We start from the raw sequence: 15656 nt of genomic DNA, 5'->3' as shown, positions 1-15656 counted from the left end.
ACAGGCCGCTGATTGGGTATGATCGGCATTTAGGCCTGTATCCTTGCATCGGTGAGCGCGGATGAAATGCGCAGGGCGACCTGATCCGTCGAGCGTTTGACATTTTCTCGCTTCAGATGGGCGTAGCAGGAGGTGGTCTTGATGTCGCTATGGCCCAGCATCCGGCCAATCATTGTCAGGTCCGCTCCCATCTCCAGAGCATCCGATGCAAAGGAATGACGGAGATCGTGGAGCCTGACGCCATCCAGGCCTGCCGCCTTGCGGATACGACGCCACGGCTTTTGCAGGTCAGTGAGATATTCGCCAGCCTTGCGTCCGGTGATGACATAGGGATTGTCGGGCAGGCGAGGGGTGGCCTTCAGGACATCAACCGCCGCCTTGCCCAACTGGACAGTTTTTGCTCCGGTTTTGCTGTCGGGGAGGCGCAGTTCGGCTTCACCCAGCCAGACATGCGCCCACTGGAGCGTCTGGATTTCCCGCAACCGGCAACCCGTGAGGGCAAGTAGACGGATGGCCCGTGCCGCTTCGGGCATATCTTCGGCGGCCTCGTCGAGGCTGCTTCCTAGACGGGCATACTCTTCTCTGGTGAGGAAACGCTCGCGTCTTTCCTCCCGGTAGCGTTTGACGCCCCGGCATGGATTCACACCATCCTGGCGGATACCCCACAGATTGGCGAGGCTGAACATTTTTGACAGCACGCCCAGCGTCCGGTTGGCCTGATAGGGGATATGCCGGAAGCTGCCATGAAATTCGACGACTTCAGCCCGCGAAAGGTCAGCCATCCGCCAGCTTCCGAATTTCGCCACAATGAACAGTTCCACCGAGCGTCTGTACTCTCCCCGTGTTCTGGGTTTCAGGTGGACATCGACATATTCGTCGAGAAAGCGTCTGGAGAAGCTCGTGACAGTCATGGCCTTGCGATCGTCGGTAATCCCCCCATAAAAAGAGTGGCTTTTGGATGAGAATTTTCTCAGCGTAAGGATGAGGAGATTCTGATGAAGAGTGGTCGCTTTACTGACGCCCAGATCATGGGTGTGATCCGTCAGGCTGAGGGCGGTGTCCCGGTTCCTGACCTGTGCCGGGAGCATGGGATTAGCAACGCCACGTTTTACCGATGGCGCGCGAAATATGGCGGCATGGATGCTTCGATGATCAGTCAGATGAAGGCTCTGGAAGAGGAGAACCGTCGGCTGAAGCGCATGTATGCGGATCTGAGCATGCAGACGGATATCCTGAAGGAAGCCCTTGGAAAAAAATGAAGCGGCCAGCCCAGCGCCGGGAACTGGCCGCACAGGCTGTGGCGCATCATGGGGTCAGCATTGCGCTGGCCTGCCGGATTTTTGGGATATCGGAGACCTGCTTTCGCTATCGTCCACGACTGGCGGCGGAGAACGACAGGATTGCCGATCTTCTGGTAGGACTGACCCAGGTTCACAGGAGATGGGGATTTGGCCTGTGTTTCCTGTATCTGCGCAATGTGCAGGGACGTGTCTGGAATCATAAGCGGGTTTATCGGATCTATCGGGAACTGGAGTTCAACCTGCGGATTAAACCCCGCAGGCGTCTGGTTCGCGAAAAGCCTGAAAAGCTGTCGGTTCCGGCCCTTCCCAACAGGGTCTGGTCCATGGATTTCATGGCGGACAGGCTGATGGATGGACGTGCTTTTCGGCTCCTGAACATTCTGGATGATTTCAATCGTGAAGGACTGGCGATTGAGGTTGATTTTTCCCTGCCGGCCTGTCGGGTTGTCCGCTGTCTGGAGCAGGTTATGGAGTGGCGTGGCAGGCCAGAGGCTATCCGAATGGACAATGGCCCTGAATATGTCAGTCATACGTTGGTTTCATGGGCCGAAAAGCAGGGGATTACCCTGATCTATACACAACCGGGTAATCCGCAGCAGAACGCCTATATTGAACGCTACAACAGGACTGTCCGGCAGGAATGGCTGGAGCAGCATCTGTTTGAAAGCATCCAGGACGTACAGGAGGTCGCAACACAATGGCTCTGGACATATAACAATGACAGACCCAACATGGGAAACGGTGGGTTCACACCCGCCCAGAAACTAAAAGTAGCTGCCTGAATTCTCAGTCAGAACCCCACTAAAAATGGGGGGATTACCGTTCTCCTTTAGGGATGAGTATTCCCTCTCATCATGCGACCAGATTCACTTTTTTAGACGAATCTGGCGAGACTAAGTTTTTCGTCGCATCCTGTGACGCAAAGATAGGGGCTCACGGGAATAAGGAGACGAAACTGTTATGCAACATGGCGTCAATCCGAGTTGTGACGCGGTAAGCACCTGGGAAGATACTGGAATACAGGGTGAGCACCTGAAACTGGAGGAAACATCCACCAGCGTGGTGACATTCCGCACTCCAAGTTCACCAGAGGTGAGAGCGCGTTATAGGCAAATTGCCCAGGATGGAGAAGGAGACGTACCGCACCCCCGTTTTGGTGACGGATGGCGGTTGCGTGTCGATATCCTGAGTGAAGATGGCAGCATAGTCGATGGGAGCGTCTTTTTCAGACTGTTCCGGGGACCTGAACAGATCGTCAGACCATATTTGTTAGGGCTGATGACATGGGACGAAGACATGCGTCTTGGAGCGTTGATAACTGCCAGTTTACTGGGTTCCCTTGGATATGCTCAGGGAAAGATCAACCCGACAGAGAAACCCAAAGAAATCAAAAAGAGCGGCATACTTCCCCAACTTATTACCCTGATTTCAAACACGCCGCATGGGCCGCGTCCATCTGAAGCTCCGCATATGATGGAACTCATTCACGAAATTGCCGCCGTGCTCATGCAGGAAGTAAAGCGGCGGGTTGGAGAAATCGCTCCCCCACCACCTATGGTGAAATTCTGTCTGTGAAAGAACTTATTGTGAAATTAACGTATAGCCTGCCACTGGCAGCTCTTTCTGGTTTGATGACACTGTCACAGCCGGCTTCAGCGCAAAACATGATCAGCAGCGGGACGAGCCAGTTTGCGCCAAAAACCACGCCACACGCTGTTCCCACTCTCTTTTCAGAACACCCGGCTTCTTTGGAGCAGTTGCTGAACTCTGGATATGAAATCCGTTCCAGCGCAAGTAGCGAAACAGGTTCATCCATGATTCTTTTCCGGCCGGCCCAGCCAGACCAGAAGGCATCATGGGTAAGGTGTGAATTGATTGGAGACAGGAACGGCAACGTTGTGTTGCGTTCGAGCCATAATGTTACATCAGACTGTCGCAATTTGAACTGAGAAGACCAAGCGTCTTGCGGTATTAAACTCTCGTTTTTAGTCAACCACACAGGTCCGTTATGACAACCAAGAAACCATCTCGCACCAAAAAACCAGTCGTATCCAAAGCTCCAGAAGATCCTGCACGGCATCGTTATACAGAAGAAGAAATGGATGCGCTTATTGATAAAGCGTGGCCAGAGGAAAAAGTGGAGGCGTATTTCCGAGCCGAGCGAGAAGATGCACCCATTCCTGTTGTGCATGATTTTGCCGTCATGAGGCCCCAGACAGCACGGCTGGCGAAGGCTCTGGCCGACATGTTTCCTGGCCAGTTCAAAGGCGTGGAAATCGGCGCATGGCCCCCGATCAATGCGGAAGATGGCATGATAGACGTGATCTATCTCGGTGAGAGCTGGATTGTGCAGCTTGGATATGACGGCTACGAGCCTTCAAGACTGGGATTTGTTAATGCGACATGTGACGGGCTGGACTACGAGGAAGCTCTGGAAATTGATTGTGGTCTCTACCAGCAAGAGGGCTTTGATACCTACGAGGCAGCGTTTCCGTTGACAGATGAAGACCGAGAGGAATTCATTGATTACATGCAACGCAATTTTAACCGACCGGCCGAAAAGGTCATTCTTGTTCGAGAAGATGATCGCGAAGCAAATCAGGCAAATGGGGATAAGGTCGTTCCTTTCCGCAAGCCCTCATGATGTTTTGCTGCTTCAGTTAGACGATCCCAGGCATGCTGGAGCAGCTCTGAAACAGAGTTGTTCCGTAGGTTTTCCAGTTCCTTCGCAAACGTTTCACGTGTGTGGACCACAGAGAGAAGCTCCGGAGCAACTTCTGCAGGCCCCGTCATGACAATTCTGCTGAGTGTCTGAATGCCAGGATCTATGTGACGGACAATCTCGTACACTGCGGCACAATGACTGGCATTCTGTCGCAGAGGGCTGTAGATTTTCTCTGACCAGCCAGAAGGCAAGGTTTGCTGCCAATAATCGTTGCGAACATCCCCACTCAATCGGCCTCGTAAGTGCTTTGTTTCAACGACGAGGATGCCAAGAGGCGTCAGAGCCACATGATCAATCTGAGTTGGGTTTCCTGATCGGGTTGGCAACACAATATCATGGTGACTGGGTAGACCATATTCAGCAAGAATGTTCCTGACGTCCGTCTCACCTTTGCGCCCCTGAATGTCAGATTTGAAAGCTTTCAAGAACGAGTTTTCTCGTGCAGACCTCATGGGAGCCCCGTATCGCCGACGCATTAGATGTCCTCCATTTTCTGGGATACCCGCAACACTTTCTTGCGGCGCCTGGCTTCACGCTGGCGTGCACAAACTAACTCGCGATTTCGAGCATAGTATCGTTGATGCTTTGACATGTTATCGCCAGAGGTGCGCGGATAATGAGTTGTTTTGTGCGGGGAACCGTTGGGTGCAATGACAATGTTTTCAGTTTCGACAGGGGACGTCATGACCGAATGGTTCGACAGTTTGCTCTCAACAGACTGGGGACTGGATTTTCGCGGCATTACAAACTCCTCACTGATCGGGAACCAGTTTGGAGTGTGCTGATGCGACGAAAAATACTCATTTTTTCAGGAAAGAGACTTTTATGATGCCTTGAGCACACAGAACAACACGCTCGCCGCAATGGTGCGGCCTGGCGGCCCGCGCCCTTAATGGCGCGCCATTGCCCCGACCGGTTGTCTGTGCCCCACGAAATTGGGACCTAAATCAAAGGATCCCAATGATGAGTATATCCACAATATCAGTCCAGACACTCACTGGCCCAGCCTCGCTCCTCAACAGGCTCGTGAAAGAGCTAGTTGAGGGATACTGTCACTCCGAAGACATCATGTTTCTGGATGAAAAAACGGTTCAAGTCACACTGTATAATGGCTCTGGATCGACCCTTCTCCATCATGCAGACGCTCTTTCTGTGGAATATCCAGCACTGAATATCCGTGCCGTAGAATGGGTTGATTGTTTCGAGGACGTCAGTGTTGCTTATTGGAAGTGCGAACGTAAAATCTATCAGTGTGATATGTGCGAGATCGTATCGTGTGAGAAGCCTGAAGGCTACAGTGGACCGTTAGCCGATAAAAGGATCAGGTTCTGGCAAGCTGTGCCCGATTTAAAGGTGGCGATACAGCATATCCTGCCTGATTACGATCTGATGGCTCTCTCAGGGCTTATTACGTTGTCTGGCGGCTGGCTTGCCCTGCACAATGCAGACAGCAAAGTTCTCTTGCGGCTCCCTTCGCAACCCGACCTGAACGATGGATGCCTTGTCCAGCTTTCATCTGAAATAGGGCGCGTTGCTATCGTACAGGGCATAGATCGCTATGGATGTTGCGCTTCTGAACAGTCTGTTGCCTATGCGGATGTAACAGCCCGTTGGCCCGAGTTGCGACCGTTTCTGCGCTCGTATTGGCGCTCAGGAAAAAAGCAGCGCAGGCGCAATAGAAGATGGTGTCAACTTCAACAGAGAAAGGCTGGAAAGCCCATGAAGTCGAGATTATCGCTTAGGCACAATGAGGAACAGGAGATTCCTTTCTAAGACAGGAGCCCTCTGACCGAAACGGTCTCTCGCATCAAGCGGTGGCTCCTCGTCCGTCTGGCTGCGCCAGACGGCCTGCGGTGCCGGCGCTGTGCGCCGCGCATGACCCGACAGCCCGCTCCGGTCCGACCTGAAGAGGTTCATAACTCTTAAGAAAGCGACATCTCATGTCCTATCGTATTGTTTATGACCTCGCAGCCACGAGGTTTTCTACGGACACTCTAAACGCAGTTTTCCCAGATCATGGGTTTTCGAGTGACCAGTATCTCTTCTTCGAATTAGGCGGTGACAACAACCTCTATGAATCCTATGCGTCCCGTCAGCGCATCCTCCAACGGCGTGTCAGAAACTGGTCACTGATTGCAATGGGAGCAGAGTGGGAAGTCATGCGTCAGCTCGTCACTTTTGCTGCGTCATGTGAAGGGGGTGGTATGCGCTTCAGTGGGGCATCTGACACCGCTGCCGAGACATACATCCGCAAATGTAGGGCAATAGTCTCTGAGGCAGTAACGCCTGATACCCTCTTGCAAAAAATGGGCTGTGGAGTGTCTTTGCAGATTGCGACACTCGGTGACGAGTGTCCTGAGTGGAGAAAGAGGAAAATTGAGACGCTGACAGCGCTCCTTGGCCAGCCTAAAGGAACAGACACTCACCAATGGTTTGTCCGGCCCTTGCATGAAATGAAGGATGCGGCGGCTTTATTTGCCTTTGGCTACATGGATGGCCGGCCAATTTATAACATGGCGAGCGTCTCAGTCATCCACCAGTCCAAACTGCCTCTGATGAAAGACTTGGCAATGCGGAAACCTTTCGCATTCTAGCGCCAGAGTTATCCCACCTGCATAGCCTGTCTTGCAGGTGGGAGGAGAATGCTTCACCGTATCTTCGCGGCTTTCATCATGTAACCCCAGGCTAACATACCCGTCACAGTGGTAGGAATCATCATCCATTGGGCGACGGTCGTGTGCCCAGAACAGGCAAGGCCAATGGCGGCGCAGCCAATGGCTATTTCTGCAAACCCGCTAAGTCACGCCTTGGGTTATGGTGCGTGTATTATCGTTGAGATCCATCATCAAGTGTTTTCCTTGTTAGGGCACATTGCTGAACAATGAGTCCGAACCACCACACAATGCCGCCAGAAAGGCGGGTACTGTAAGTAAACAGAATGCGAGTATACACTGTCTGCGTTCGCTAAACCAAAGCCAGGTGACGATGAAAATCACAACAGAATAAAGCAACAGAAATAAAAGTACGTTTATTCTCAGGCTATTACTGTCCATTTCTCGTTTTCCTTTTCGCGTGCGATGTCTCTGGTGTCACCCATCGTCATGCGACCGAAAACGAGAAATGGTTTTTCTGTAAAACGCTCGGATTTATTTCGTTTTCCGACCGCGTGCCTTCCGGTCTGAGGGGATGTCTGCTTCACCTGATAAGAGTGTCGCATTGGTGTCATCGCCACGTCGCCCCAGAGAGTTGCGCTTGGCAATGGCGGCCCGCTGTGCGGAATAGTTTGGGGCCACCATGGGATATTCTGGGGGCAATCCCCAGCGTGCGCGGTACTCTTCAGGCGTCAGGTTGAAATGTCTCTGAAGGTAGGATTTCAGCATCTTGGTTTTCTTACCGTCCTCAAGACAGACGATATAATCGGGAAAGACCGAGCGCTTGATGGGGACCGCCGGTGTGCGGTCCTGAGATACGATTTTTTCGGGAGCTGGTGGTGCAGGTGTGACGTCAGGGACCGGCGCAACGGAAGGCCTTTTGGCTTTCTCTGGCTTTTCAGGAGCAGGTTGGGAGAGTGAGAGTGTATCGAGCGTCGCATAGACTGATCTGATCAGATCTGGAAGGGCTTCGGCGCTGACCGTGTTGTGGCCAACGTAGGCTGATATGATTGTAACGGTCTGCTCCACCTTTTGTGTGTCAGGTTCGTGAACGGATGCGGACTCTGTCATTGCGCCTGTCTTTCTGTTATCTGAATGTCGTCTCAATAGTAAATCTCTGACCTGTAATGGAAAAACCCATTTAACATGTCGTAAATCATAGGCAAGGTATTGCTGCTATCGCGTACAGGGTGCTTAATCCGCCAACGATCCTTTGGCTTGGTCGTTGCATTTCATACAGGGCACGCCCTGCAGAACATGTGTTTTGTTCCGACGTTCAAGCCAGCCACTTTCCCAACCACAGCGGGCGCATGAAAACAGGGCAACGCATGTATTGCCCGGTTCGTAAATACAGCCGTGATCTCCAACATCACTCATGTGTGCCAGGTAGCGCCGTGGTGCGCGCGGCTTGCGGTATCCAAATAGATCGGCCTGACGACTGGATGCTCCTGGCTGGGAGGAAGGCGTGTGTCTGTCCATGAGGTTAGGGCCTGTTAGATCTTGAATTTCTTCCCATATTGTAGGGATGGAAGAAGGAGACAGAACAGGCACCTTTACGGACGAGACATGGGCGATCTGGGAACCTCTGATTGAGGAGGTTCGCCCGAGGGGCAAGACGCCGCCACATGATCTGCGGCGGACGATAGCAGCGATTTTCTGACGTCATGAGAATGGCGCGAAATGGCGGAGTATCCCCGCTGAACTGGGTCCGTGGTGGCGGGCTGCGCAGCTTTTCATCCGCTGGGCGAAGCTCGGCGTATGGGAGCGGCTGCTCGCACTGGTTCAGGAACAACAGGAAGTGGCATTCGGAATGACTTTTCTGGATGGCACGAACATCAGGGCTCACCACAAAGCGGCGGGAGCCCAAAAAAAGGGGCCTCTTTCGAAGAGCGAGACCATCGTGAAGCACTTGGCCGCTCTCGCGGTGGCTATGGCACAAAAGTCTGCGTGATCGCTGATGGACATGGAAAAGCCTTCGGTTTTGCGCTGGCCCCTGGACAGGCTCATGAACTGCCTCTGGCACCAGCCATGCTCGACAGCCTTCCCGCCACTCCCCTGTGGGTAGTAGCGGACAAGGGCTACGCGTCGAACGCCATGCGTGAACGGATATGGGACATGGGAGCGGCCAGCCATTCCCGCGAAACGACGCGATGGCCCGGTCGCCTGCCCCAAATGGGCCTATCGGTGTCGGCATCTCGTTGAGAACCTCTGGGCTCGCCTCAAGGAGTGGCGCGCTGTCGCAACCAGATATGAAAAAACAGCAACGTCGTTCCTCGCGGTCATCCACATCGCTGCCGCAGCAGACTGGATCAAGCCCTAACAGGCCCTAGCCCATCCCTGAAAAAACAGCATAGTCCTTATCTTTGTGGATATCCATGCAGAGATCCACGATGAAGGCGAGCGTCTCATGCGATGTGTCAGGGCCATCCAGCCAATGCGCCTGATTGTTTTCGGATACCAGAAGCCAGATTTGGAAGGCACAAGGTGTCGTGATGTAAATGCCTATGCTCGCGAGTGCCGCCACAACAAGGTCCACTGTCGCAAGTTCATCACGAGGGGCAAAGCTGATCTCATCCGATCCCACTGCGTTCTGATGCGCGATTTTGACAAGCTGTTCCAATGCCGATTGCAGATGCGTGGGAAACATGCTGCTGATCTGGTCTCTATCGCTGATCATCAACGAGGTCCTCTTCCTTTCACGTCAGTAGTGGACACTCTAGAAGGGCATTATGCGACCAGATAGGAAAATGACGGCTGTAATGTCATCGTGATTTTGCTGTCCGCTGACTGAAAGGTTGTGTGCTTTGTACATTTCCTTTCGCCGCAAGCCCTGTCGTCTGTGAAAAAGTGCCGAAAAGGCCCGGGGGCGCCCCTGTCGGGGTGCGTTCGCCCAGCATCTCTAGGCGGCAAAGCCGCCAAGAGATGTCGAGCCCCCTAAACGGGGTCTCGCCACTTTCGTGCTAATGCTCACCGCCATTCTTTCTATACTCGCCTCTCCCACATCATTGAAAGTAAATAAAGGGTGCACGGAAAAGAAAGCAGAAGTAAATACCTCTGTAAATAGAAATAAATTGAGTATTTTCTTGTATTTATTGCATTTTGTTCTTGCAATACTTGGGCGGTTTGTACTATCTTTTACTTGTGAGAGGGAAATACCTCCCAAACACAAAGCGCCCCGCGCCAGTGCTGGAATCACTGAAACGGGGCTAACGCCAGACAGGAGTAGAATTCATGTCAAACGCTGCTACCGCTATCGCTCAAGCCCACACCGAAGCGCAAGAAAAGAAAGCCGCAAAGGCCACAAAAAACGCATCCCGCGCCCGGTCCTTTCAGGAAACCGTGGACCGCAAGGCCGCAGCCCCCATCGCAACCCTTGAAGCCGTCAAGGCACTCATTCCCACCGATGTACAGGCAGCAGCTATTGCCCGCGCCTTTGCCATTGATGAAGTGGACACCGATGAAGTGTTCGGTGCCGGTTACAATTCCGTGATGGACGAAATCAAGATCATGGAACCCATTCTTGCAACCACCGTAAACGGTGAAAAGAATTATCGCGCTCTTGAAATGCACATGCAGCGCATCGTGGGAGCCCGCGTGGCCTCTGCTTTCGGGCAGGCCCAGTTTTACGAAACCAAGCGGCAGGCCGCCCGTGAAATGTCCTCTGGCTTTACAAACGAAAACCGCGACGAAGATCGCATGGGCATCGATGGACAGGCAAACCGCGCCGCCTTTGCCCGTGAATTTGCCGCCCAACTCGGCATGAAAGCCTATGGCCTTTCAGCCCTCGCAGACGGTGCCGCCAAGGCTTACGCGGAATACTTTGGCTCTGAATGGAAGCCCTACAGCCGCACTTCCGCCCGCTCTCTTGATCGCCAGATCGCCGATGCACAGGCCGACGCCCTTGGCTTCTGATACAGCGGCCGGGCGGCTTCGCCGCCCGGTTTTCATCCTTCACACCGGAAAAAATGGGTTGGACACGCAGCAGATTACAGACCGAGAGCGCCGCCTTTCTCTTGTGCCTCGCACCCGCGCGGGGAAAAGGGGGCCAGCAGAGCTGGCCAACTATGAACGGCCGGGGCGCAGCCCCGGCAGCTCTTGGACTGTCCTCACACTCTTACGCTCCAGGTCTCCTATGTGATCTGCTTGCTTCTGCTCATGAAGGGGATCACTGCACCCCTTGTCCTCTTCATGTGAGGCTGGATGTGGAGCAGGGCGTTCTAGGTGGTCTCACGCTTTTGGCCGCCAGTTTGAATCGTCCTTGTCACGATAGCCATATCCTTGTGTTTCCTGTCGGGTTGCTTCCTTTCCCTCAGCCTGTTCCAACCTTGGTTCGTGATCCTCTGCATTGTCCGGGGCGCCCCTGCCGGGGTACGTTCGCTCAGCATCTCTAAGCGGCAAAGCCGCTAAGAGATGTCGAGCCCCCTCAATCGGGGTCTCGCCACTTTCGTGCTAATGCTCACCGCCGTCCTTTTCTATACTTGTTTATTACTTTTATATTTGTAAGTAAATAAAGGGCATGCGGAAAGAAAAGGTTTGTTATTGGCGGTTTAATTTGAAAAAAACCTATTTTTATTTGCTGTTTTTTATTATTTTTTCTTGCCTTGCGCCCGTATTCGTAATATCTTTTACTTGTAGGCGGAAGAAACAACACCGCCAACGGCCAGTAAAGCCGGTTTTTCAGAAGTATAGCTGTGTAGGAGATGTGTTATGGCTGGTTCCGTTAATAAAGTTATTCTTGTCGGCAACCTCGGCAAAGACCCCGAAGTGCGTCACTCCCAGTCGGGGCAGAAGATTGTTTCTTTCACCCTGGCCACGTCTGATACGTGGAACGACCGCCAGTCTGGCGAACGGCGTGAGCGCACCGAATGGCATCGCATCGTTATTTTCAATGAACGTCTGGCAGATGTGGCGGAACGCTTCCTGCGCAAGGGCCGCAAGGTCTATCTCGAAGGCTCACTCCAGACACGGAAATGGCAGGGGCAGGACGGCAAGGACAACTACACCACCGAAATTGTGCTGCCTCGTTTTGGGGGCGAGCTGACCATTCTGGATACGCGGCACACTGAGGAGGGTGAACAGAGTGGCGGATACAGCAACGCCCCACGGAACTCTGGCACCCGCGATAACGGTGGTCAGGCCGGTGGGTGGGATGCGCCGCAGTCAAACGCTGGTCTCGATGACGAGATCCCGTTCTGAGTGCCCTTTTTTTCCTCTAAGGCCGGGGAGGTGCCCCGGCCAGTTCAGCCGGAGTATTCCTCATGTGTGATGTCGCAGAACTGTATGAAACAGCCAATTCCGCAGCCAGCATGGGCTGTGGCTGCTCTTATGAACTCTATGTTCAGAAACTGACAAGAGAGATTGATCTCACAGCCTCTCATCTCGCTCCCGATCAGGCTGCCGCTCTGCAAGAGTATGCCAGACAGAAAGGGGACTATGCCCCAGACGCCGATGAGGGGCATCTTGAGGGGTTCTGCTGTCACGGCATTGAATACGGCTGCTGCCCCGCAGGATGCGAAGCACCAGAAGAGGATGAGTGGGAGAGTGAAGACGAAGAGGCTGCCAGAATAGCCCTGAATGAGGAGATCATGGCAGAAATCGAGGCAGAGGAAGAGCTGGCCCGTCTGTCCGCCATTGCTGTACGTGATGCCCAGGTGCTTGACCGGATCAGCTCAATCCGCAGGAGATTGGCAGCATGATGCAGCTTGTCCAGGAACTGGGACGGACGGCATTTCATATCGTGAATGGGATGCCCTCACCTTCCTTTGTCACTCTTTCCACACTCAGGCGGTTTGAAGGGCTGTTGCTTGATATTCAGGAAGACAAGGAAGCCACTGCGCTGCTTCGGTCTTTGGTACCAGAGCAGGACCCAACGCCACAGGATGTTGCACGCGGGCTGGCCGACCTTGTTCCACTCCGGTTCCAGTTGCGTGGAGATCAGTCCTTCAGGCCCTTTTCAAGAGGCAGTGCGCTGGCCTTTATCGCTGCACGCCGAGACGAAGCTCTTGTGGAAGGGTTGCAGGGCCTCGCCGAGCCCCTCTCACTCGCAGGAGCGGAATACATGGTGCACTACTTGCGGGGGCAGGATGGGGTGGTCGTTGGCCACCTCTGAAGGCAATCAAAAGGCTTGAAGCCTGAGTGTTTGGCATATACAATAAGGGATATACACACAGGAGGCCATTATGCCAGTTCCTAAAGTGACTCCCCGACCACGCGAAGTAAAACTGTTCTGGAACAACCGCAGTCAGGCAGTGCGGATTCCGGTTGAATTTCAAATGCCAGGAGACCGGGTGCTGATCCGCCGTGACGGTGAGAAACTCGTTCTGGAGCCAGTGAAAACGCCTTCTACGCTGAAGGAGCTTCTCATGACATGGCGTGAAGAGCCGCAGCTCAGGCCCGAAGATGATTTTCCTGATATTCAGGACGTTGCCGCCACACCGGAAGATATTCTGTGAGCACCTATCTTCTTGATACCAACATCATCAGTGATCTGGTTCGCAATCCTTCCGGCTTATGTGCGCAACGCATTGAGCTTATCGACCCCGGCGACCTTTGCACCAGCATCATTGTGGCTGCTGAGTTGCGTTATGGATGCGCAAAAAAAGGCTCTGCGAAGCTATTGAACCGGGTTGAGAGCGTGCTGGCTTTTATCCCCGTCCTGCCACTCGATATTCCTGCTGACGGTGAATACGGTGGCATCCGTGCCGAACTCGAAGCCGCAGGGCAGACGATCGGCATGAATGATCTGCTCATCGCGGCGCATGCCTACACCCTCAAAGCAACTCTGGTGACGAACAACACACGTGAGTTTATGCGTATCAGAGGCTTGAGGCTCGAAAACTGGCTGGAGAATGAGACGTGACTGTCTTTTGCCCCACTGGACCGTCACAGTGCCTGGGTCAGAAGTTATCGGCATCGTGGAAAAGCTCTGCGGCGGCAGTCCAGTTTGCGAGAGAGGTATGTCATGAATCTTGCCCGTGCAATCATGATCCGCAAGGAGCGGAAACGGCAACGCAGAGAGGGTGCGACCCGACGAGAGAAGTTGTCCGTCTCGCCTTTGCTGTGGGACACTCTGGCAGCTGATCGGCAACTCCAGCAGACATGGAGGGCAGAAGGGGTGCCATTTTGGAAGCGGCTGCTCAGGGCATTCATAATTCAGGGCTAAAACCCATCTGAAGGTTGGTCGGTCGCATCATGGCCAGCCAACATCACACTATGAAAACGACAGACACCCCCTCTTCTTCCGAACGCCCAGCTCTACGGCTTTCAGGCCGCCGACTGTTCCAGTGTCTCATGGTGTTGGGCTGGACAGAACGTCTCGCGGCCGAGAGATGCGATATGCATCGCACACAGTTTCGACGCGCTATTGCCGGGACATCGTCATTGCCTCCTGATCTCTCAGCATGGTTGCTTGATCTGGAAGCAGCAATTCTAGCGCGGCCTTCGCCCCGTAAACGATTGCATGACCCGGCTTTTCAAGAACACAGCCTGATCACCGTCTGAACCACAAAAAAAGCCGCCATAGGGCGGCTTTTCTGTGGGACAGAACTGATGCAGAAGACGCTTTCAGTGTCCAGAGAGATAGGCTTTGGCAATCACCATGCCCAACGTCACTGCTTCAGCTATGGTGAGGCCGACTGCTTGCCTGCGTTGGATAAAGCTATTGCTGGCTTCATATTTTCGCCCACCCGTGAAGATGAGCGCAGACGCCATACAGGGCAGGAGCAGTAACGCAAGAAGATCCATGTTGGCCTAATGCCCGAAAACGAATCCTAGCTTCCCGTCATCCATTACGTAGGGCGTACATGTGTTCCCCGGATGAACCTTAGCATAGGGTTTGACATATTTGGCTGGAACCCATCCAGTTTTGAATGCAAGGTTCATGCTCTGAACATAGCCATTCGTTTCTGGAACGTTCGTGGCTACGGGTAGAACACCAAGCGCTGGTGCTATCATCGGCGCTCCATCGCGAGGCTCAGTCTGGAGCGGGATGGGATGATCAAAATTCATCATGACAGAATCAGGCGCATCAAGCGCCATACAGACATATCCCGATACCGGCTTGATAGGCTTATGTTCTGCAGCCATCACGATTACAGGCGTCATGTGCAAGATCGCCATTCCTAAGGCGAGACGTAGATGTTTCAGTGTCATGCTGTCTTATCCTACGAGCTGAGAATTGGAGAACTGGCGGCGGAGCCCATCTTTGCGGCGATGGAAGATTTCCACTGACCGACTGTTTCATCTGATGAGATTCCGTTGCTAGCTAGCTGGTTACTGGGAACATAACTGGACATCAATGCGCTGTCATTCGCAGTAGCGATTTGTGCGCCTCTCTGTGGGCCGAAATTGTAATAGGCTCGTGTGTCTAGGGCGGTTGGGTTGCTAATTCCAGCGTTTTGTAGCGTGGTTGCGCATCCTTGAGATACTGTGCTGCAGCAACCGCCTGAGTGGCCGGATCCTGCTGGCCAGATACTCCCGTGTTGGTAATACTGGATGCAAGGCTGGGGTTAGAGGCCAACGCCTTTTGCAGAGCTTCATTGTAGGTGCCGTTCGACATTTGAAATGCACCAGTAATGGATGAGTTGCCATTTGCTGTATAAACGTTACGACATCCTGACTCGACAACGCACGTCGCCGCCAGAGCATCTGGGTTGACCCCAAGGGCACTGGCATTTTGGGCTGCTGCATATCCCCACGACTGGGAATACATCGATTGCAGAGCATCAGTTCCGCTGCCATTGGATGTCGTTGTAGAGACTACGGACCCACTCCCGCTGATCTGCTGTGTTGTTGAGGGGGTCGGTGGTGTCCAGCCTCCCATCCCAACTTCCTGATAGGTTGCATTGACCGTTGGCGGCAGACCTGCAGGGACATTGACGGTCTGTGCCAATGCAGGATAAATAAAGAAGGAAGAGCCAAGCACAGGCCAGACCTTCCATGCGGATCGTCTCTTTCTCACGAGCATCTCCTCTGGTTGCG

19 protein-coding genes and 3 pseudogenes are annotated in these 15656 nt (G+C 53.4%); 14 read left to right on the top strand and 8 right to left on the bottom strand.

Going from position 1 to position 15656, the window contains the following annotated elements; translation table 11 throughout:
- Positions 1 to 29 precede the first annotated feature (29 nt).
- Positions 30 to 929 (bottom strand): annotated as a pseudogene (locus QQM41_RS14485) (tyrosine-type recombinase/integrase); the annotation flags it as partial.
- Positions 930 to 995: 66 nt separating this feature from the next.
- Between QQM41_RS14485 and QQM41_RS14480 the strand changes: the two are divergent.
- The 4 genes from QQM41_RS14480 (at position 996) to QQM41_RS14465 (ending at position 3945) form a co-directional block, all read left to right on the top strand.
- A protein-coding gene (locus tag QQM41_RS14480) for an IS3 family transposase (protein ID WP_339078212.1) occupies positions 996 to 2083 on the top strand; the annotation gives its coding sequence in 2 pieces (ribosomal slippage) (positions 996 to 1257 and positions 1257 to 2083; 1089 coding nt in all).
- A 178-nt stretch (positions 2084 to 2261) separates the two neighbouring features.
- The gene (locus QQM41_RS14475) at positions 2262 to 2876 is read left to right on the top strand and encodes a hypothetical protein (RefSeq protein ID WP_035366740.1); all 615 of its coding nucleotides are present in this window, start codon (positions 2262 to 2264) and stop codon (positions 2874 to 2876) included.
- An 11-nt stretch (positions 2877 to 2887) separates the two neighbouring features.
- Entirely contained in the window at positions 2888 to 3250 is a 363-nt protein-coding gene (locus tag QQM41_RS14470; protein ID WP_088365132.1) for an ABC transporter substrate-binding protein, read from the top strand.
- A 59-nt stretch (positions 3251 to 3309) separates the two neighbouring features.
- On the top strand, positions 3310 to 3945 hold the full coding sequence (locus tag QQM41_RS14465; RefSeq protein ID WP_003631237.1) for a hypothetical protein: 636 nt from the start codon (positions 3310 to 3312) through the stop codon (positions 3943 to 3945).
- Here QQM41_RS14465 and QQM41_RS14460 read toward each other — a convergent pair.
- On the bottom strand, positions 3900 to 4478 hold the full coding sequence (locus tag QQM41_RS14460) for a nuclease-related domain-containing protein (RefSeq protein WP_035366739.1): 579 nt from the start codon (positions 4476 to 4478) through the stop codon (positions 3900 to 3902). The genes QQM41_RS14465 and QQM41_RS14460 overlap by 46 nt on opposite strands.
- Before the next feature lie 616 nt (positions 4479 to 5094).
- Here QQM41_RS14460 and QQM41_RS14455 point away from each other — a divergent pair.
- Both QQM41_RS14455 and QQM41_RS14450 read left to right on the top strand, forming a co-directional pair.
- Positions 5095 to 5799: a hypothetical protein gene (locus tag QQM41_RS14455; RefSeq protein ID WP_339078211.1), complete on the top strand. Its 705-nt coding sequence runs from the start codon at positions 5095 to 5097 to the stop codon at positions 5797 to 5799.
- A 167-nt stretch (positions 5800 to 5966) separates the two neighbouring features.
- Complete coding sequence (locus QQM41_RS14450; protein ID WP_176703016.1) at positions 5967 to 6620, top strand: hypothetical protein; 654 nt, start codon at positions 5967 to 5969, stop codon at positions 6618 to 6620.
- 552 nt (positions 6621 to 7172) lie between these two features.
- Here the strand turns inward: QQM41_RS14450 and QQM41_RS14445 are convergent.
- Both QQM41_RS14445 and QQM41_RS14440 read right to left on the bottom strand, forming a co-directional pair.
- Positions 7173 to 7748 carry a MucR family transcriptional regulator gene (locus tag QQM41_RS14445; protein ID WP_339078210.1) on the bottom strand — a complete coding sequence of 192 codons (576 nt, stop codon included), beginning with the start codon at positions 7746 to 7748 and terminating at the stop codon, positions 7173 to 7175.
- A 123-nt stretch (positions 7749 to 7871) separates the two neighbouring features.
- Positions 7872 to 8156: a hypothetical protein gene (locus tag QQM41_RS14440; RefSeq protein ID WP_339078209.1), complete on the bottom strand. Its 285-nt coding sequence runs from the start codon at positions 8154 to 8156 to the stop codon at positions 7872 to 7874.
- Positions 8157 to 8202: 46 nt separating this feature from the next.
- Here QQM41_RS14440 and QQM41_RS14435 point away from each other — a divergent pair.
- Positions 8203 to 8997, top strand: a pseudogene (locus QQM41_RS14435) (IS5 family transposase).
- 6 nt (positions 8998 to 9003) lie between these two features.
- Here the strand turns inward: QQM41_RS14435 and QQM41_RS14430 are convergent.
- On the bottom strand, positions 9004 to 9354 hold the full coding sequence (locus QQM41_RS14430; RefSeq protein WP_339078208.1) for a hypothetical protein: 351 nt from the start codon (positions 9352 to 9354) through the stop codon (positions 9004 to 9006).
- A 554-nt stretch (positions 9355 to 9908) separates the two neighbouring features.
- Here QQM41_RS14430 and QQM41_RS14425 point away from each other — a divergent pair.
- The 7 genes from QQM41_RS14425 (at position 9909) to QQM41_RS14395 (ending at position 14177) form a co-directional block, all read left to right on the top strand.
- Positions 9909 to 10589, top strand: a complete 681-nt coding sequence (locus QQM41_RS14425; RefSeq protein ID WP_124297879.1) for a hypothetical protein — start codon at positions 9909 to 9911, stop codon at positions 10587 to 10589.
- A gap of 795 nt (positions 10590 to 11384) precedes the next feature.
- Positions 11385 to 11873, top strand: a complete 489-nt coding sequence (gene ssb, locus QQM41_RS14420) for a single-stranded DNA-binding protein (RefSeq protein WP_070325413.1) — start codon at positions 11385 to 11387, stop codon at positions 11871 to 11873.
- A 62-nt stretch (positions 11874 to 11935) separates the two neighbouring features.
- Entirely contained in the window at positions 11936 to 12373 is a 438-nt protein-coding gene (locus tag QQM41_RS14415; RefSeq protein WP_339078207.1) for a plasmid protein, read from the top strand.
- The gene (locus tag QQM41_RS14410; protein WP_087652305.1) at positions 12370 to 12786 is read left to right on the top strand and encodes a hypothetical protein; all 417 of its coding nucleotides are present in this window, start codon (positions 12370 to 12372) and stop codon (positions 12784 to 12786) included. The genes QQM41_RS14415 and QQM41_RS14410 overlap by 4 nt, the downstream gene beginning before the upstream one ends.
- Before the next feature lie 70 nt (positions 12787 to 12856).
- The gene (locus tag QQM41_RS14405; protein ID WP_064776521.1) at positions 12857 to 13129 is read left to right on the top strand and encodes an antitoxin; all 273 of its coding nucleotides are present in this window, start codon (positions 12857 to 12859) and stop codon (positions 13127 to 13129) included.
- Positions 13126 to 13536, top strand: coding sequence for a type II toxin-antitoxin system VapC family toxin (locus tag QQM41_RS14400; protein ID WP_042788834.1), 411 nt, complete (start codon positions 13126 to 13128; stop codon positions 13534 to 13536). The genes QQM41_RS14405 and QQM41_RS14400 overlap by 4 nt, the downstream gene beginning before the upstream one ends.
- Before the next feature lie 353 nt (positions 13537 to 13889).
- On the top strand, positions 13890 to 14177 hold the full coding sequence (locus tag QQM41_RS14395; protein ID WP_003630486.1) for a hypothetical protein: 288 nt from the start codon (positions 13890 to 13892) through the stop codon (positions 14175 to 14177).
- 63 nt (positions 14178 to 14240) lie between these two features.
- Here QQM41_RS14395 and QQM41_RS14390 read toward each other — a convergent pair whose 3' ends face one another.
- The 3 genes and pseudogenes from QQM41_RS14390 to QQM41_RS14380 all read right to left on the bottom strand — a co-directional run bounded on the left by QQM41_RS14390 (position 14241) and on the right by QQM41_RS14380 (position 15642).
- Complete coding sequence (locus QQM41_RS14390; RefSeq protein WP_003630485.1) at positions 14241 to 14420, bottom strand: hypothetical protein; 180 nt, start codon at positions 14418 to 14420, stop codon at positions 14241 to 14243.
- 6 nt (positions 14421 to 14426) lie between these two features.
- Positions 14427 to 14780 carry a hypothetical protein gene (locus QQM41_RS14385; RefSeq protein ID WP_081273974.1) on the bottom strand — a complete coding sequence of 118 codons (354 nt, stop codon included), beginning with the start codon at positions 14778 to 14780 and terminating at the stop codon, positions 14427 to 14429.
- 59 nt (positions 14781 to 14839) lie between these two features.
- Positions 14840 to 15642, bottom strand: a pseudogene (locus QQM41_RS14380) (hypothetical protein).
- Positions 15643 to 15656 lie beyond the last annotated feature (14 nt).

It is taken from the genome of Acetobacter sp. AC2005, from assembly GCF_037901235.1.
Classification (GTDB): domain Bacteria; phylum Pseudomonadota; class Alphaproteobacteria; order Acetobacterales; family Acetobacteraceae; genus Acetobacter; species Acetobacter oryzoeni.
This window is presented reverse-complemented; position numbering and strand designations above follow the sequence as displayed.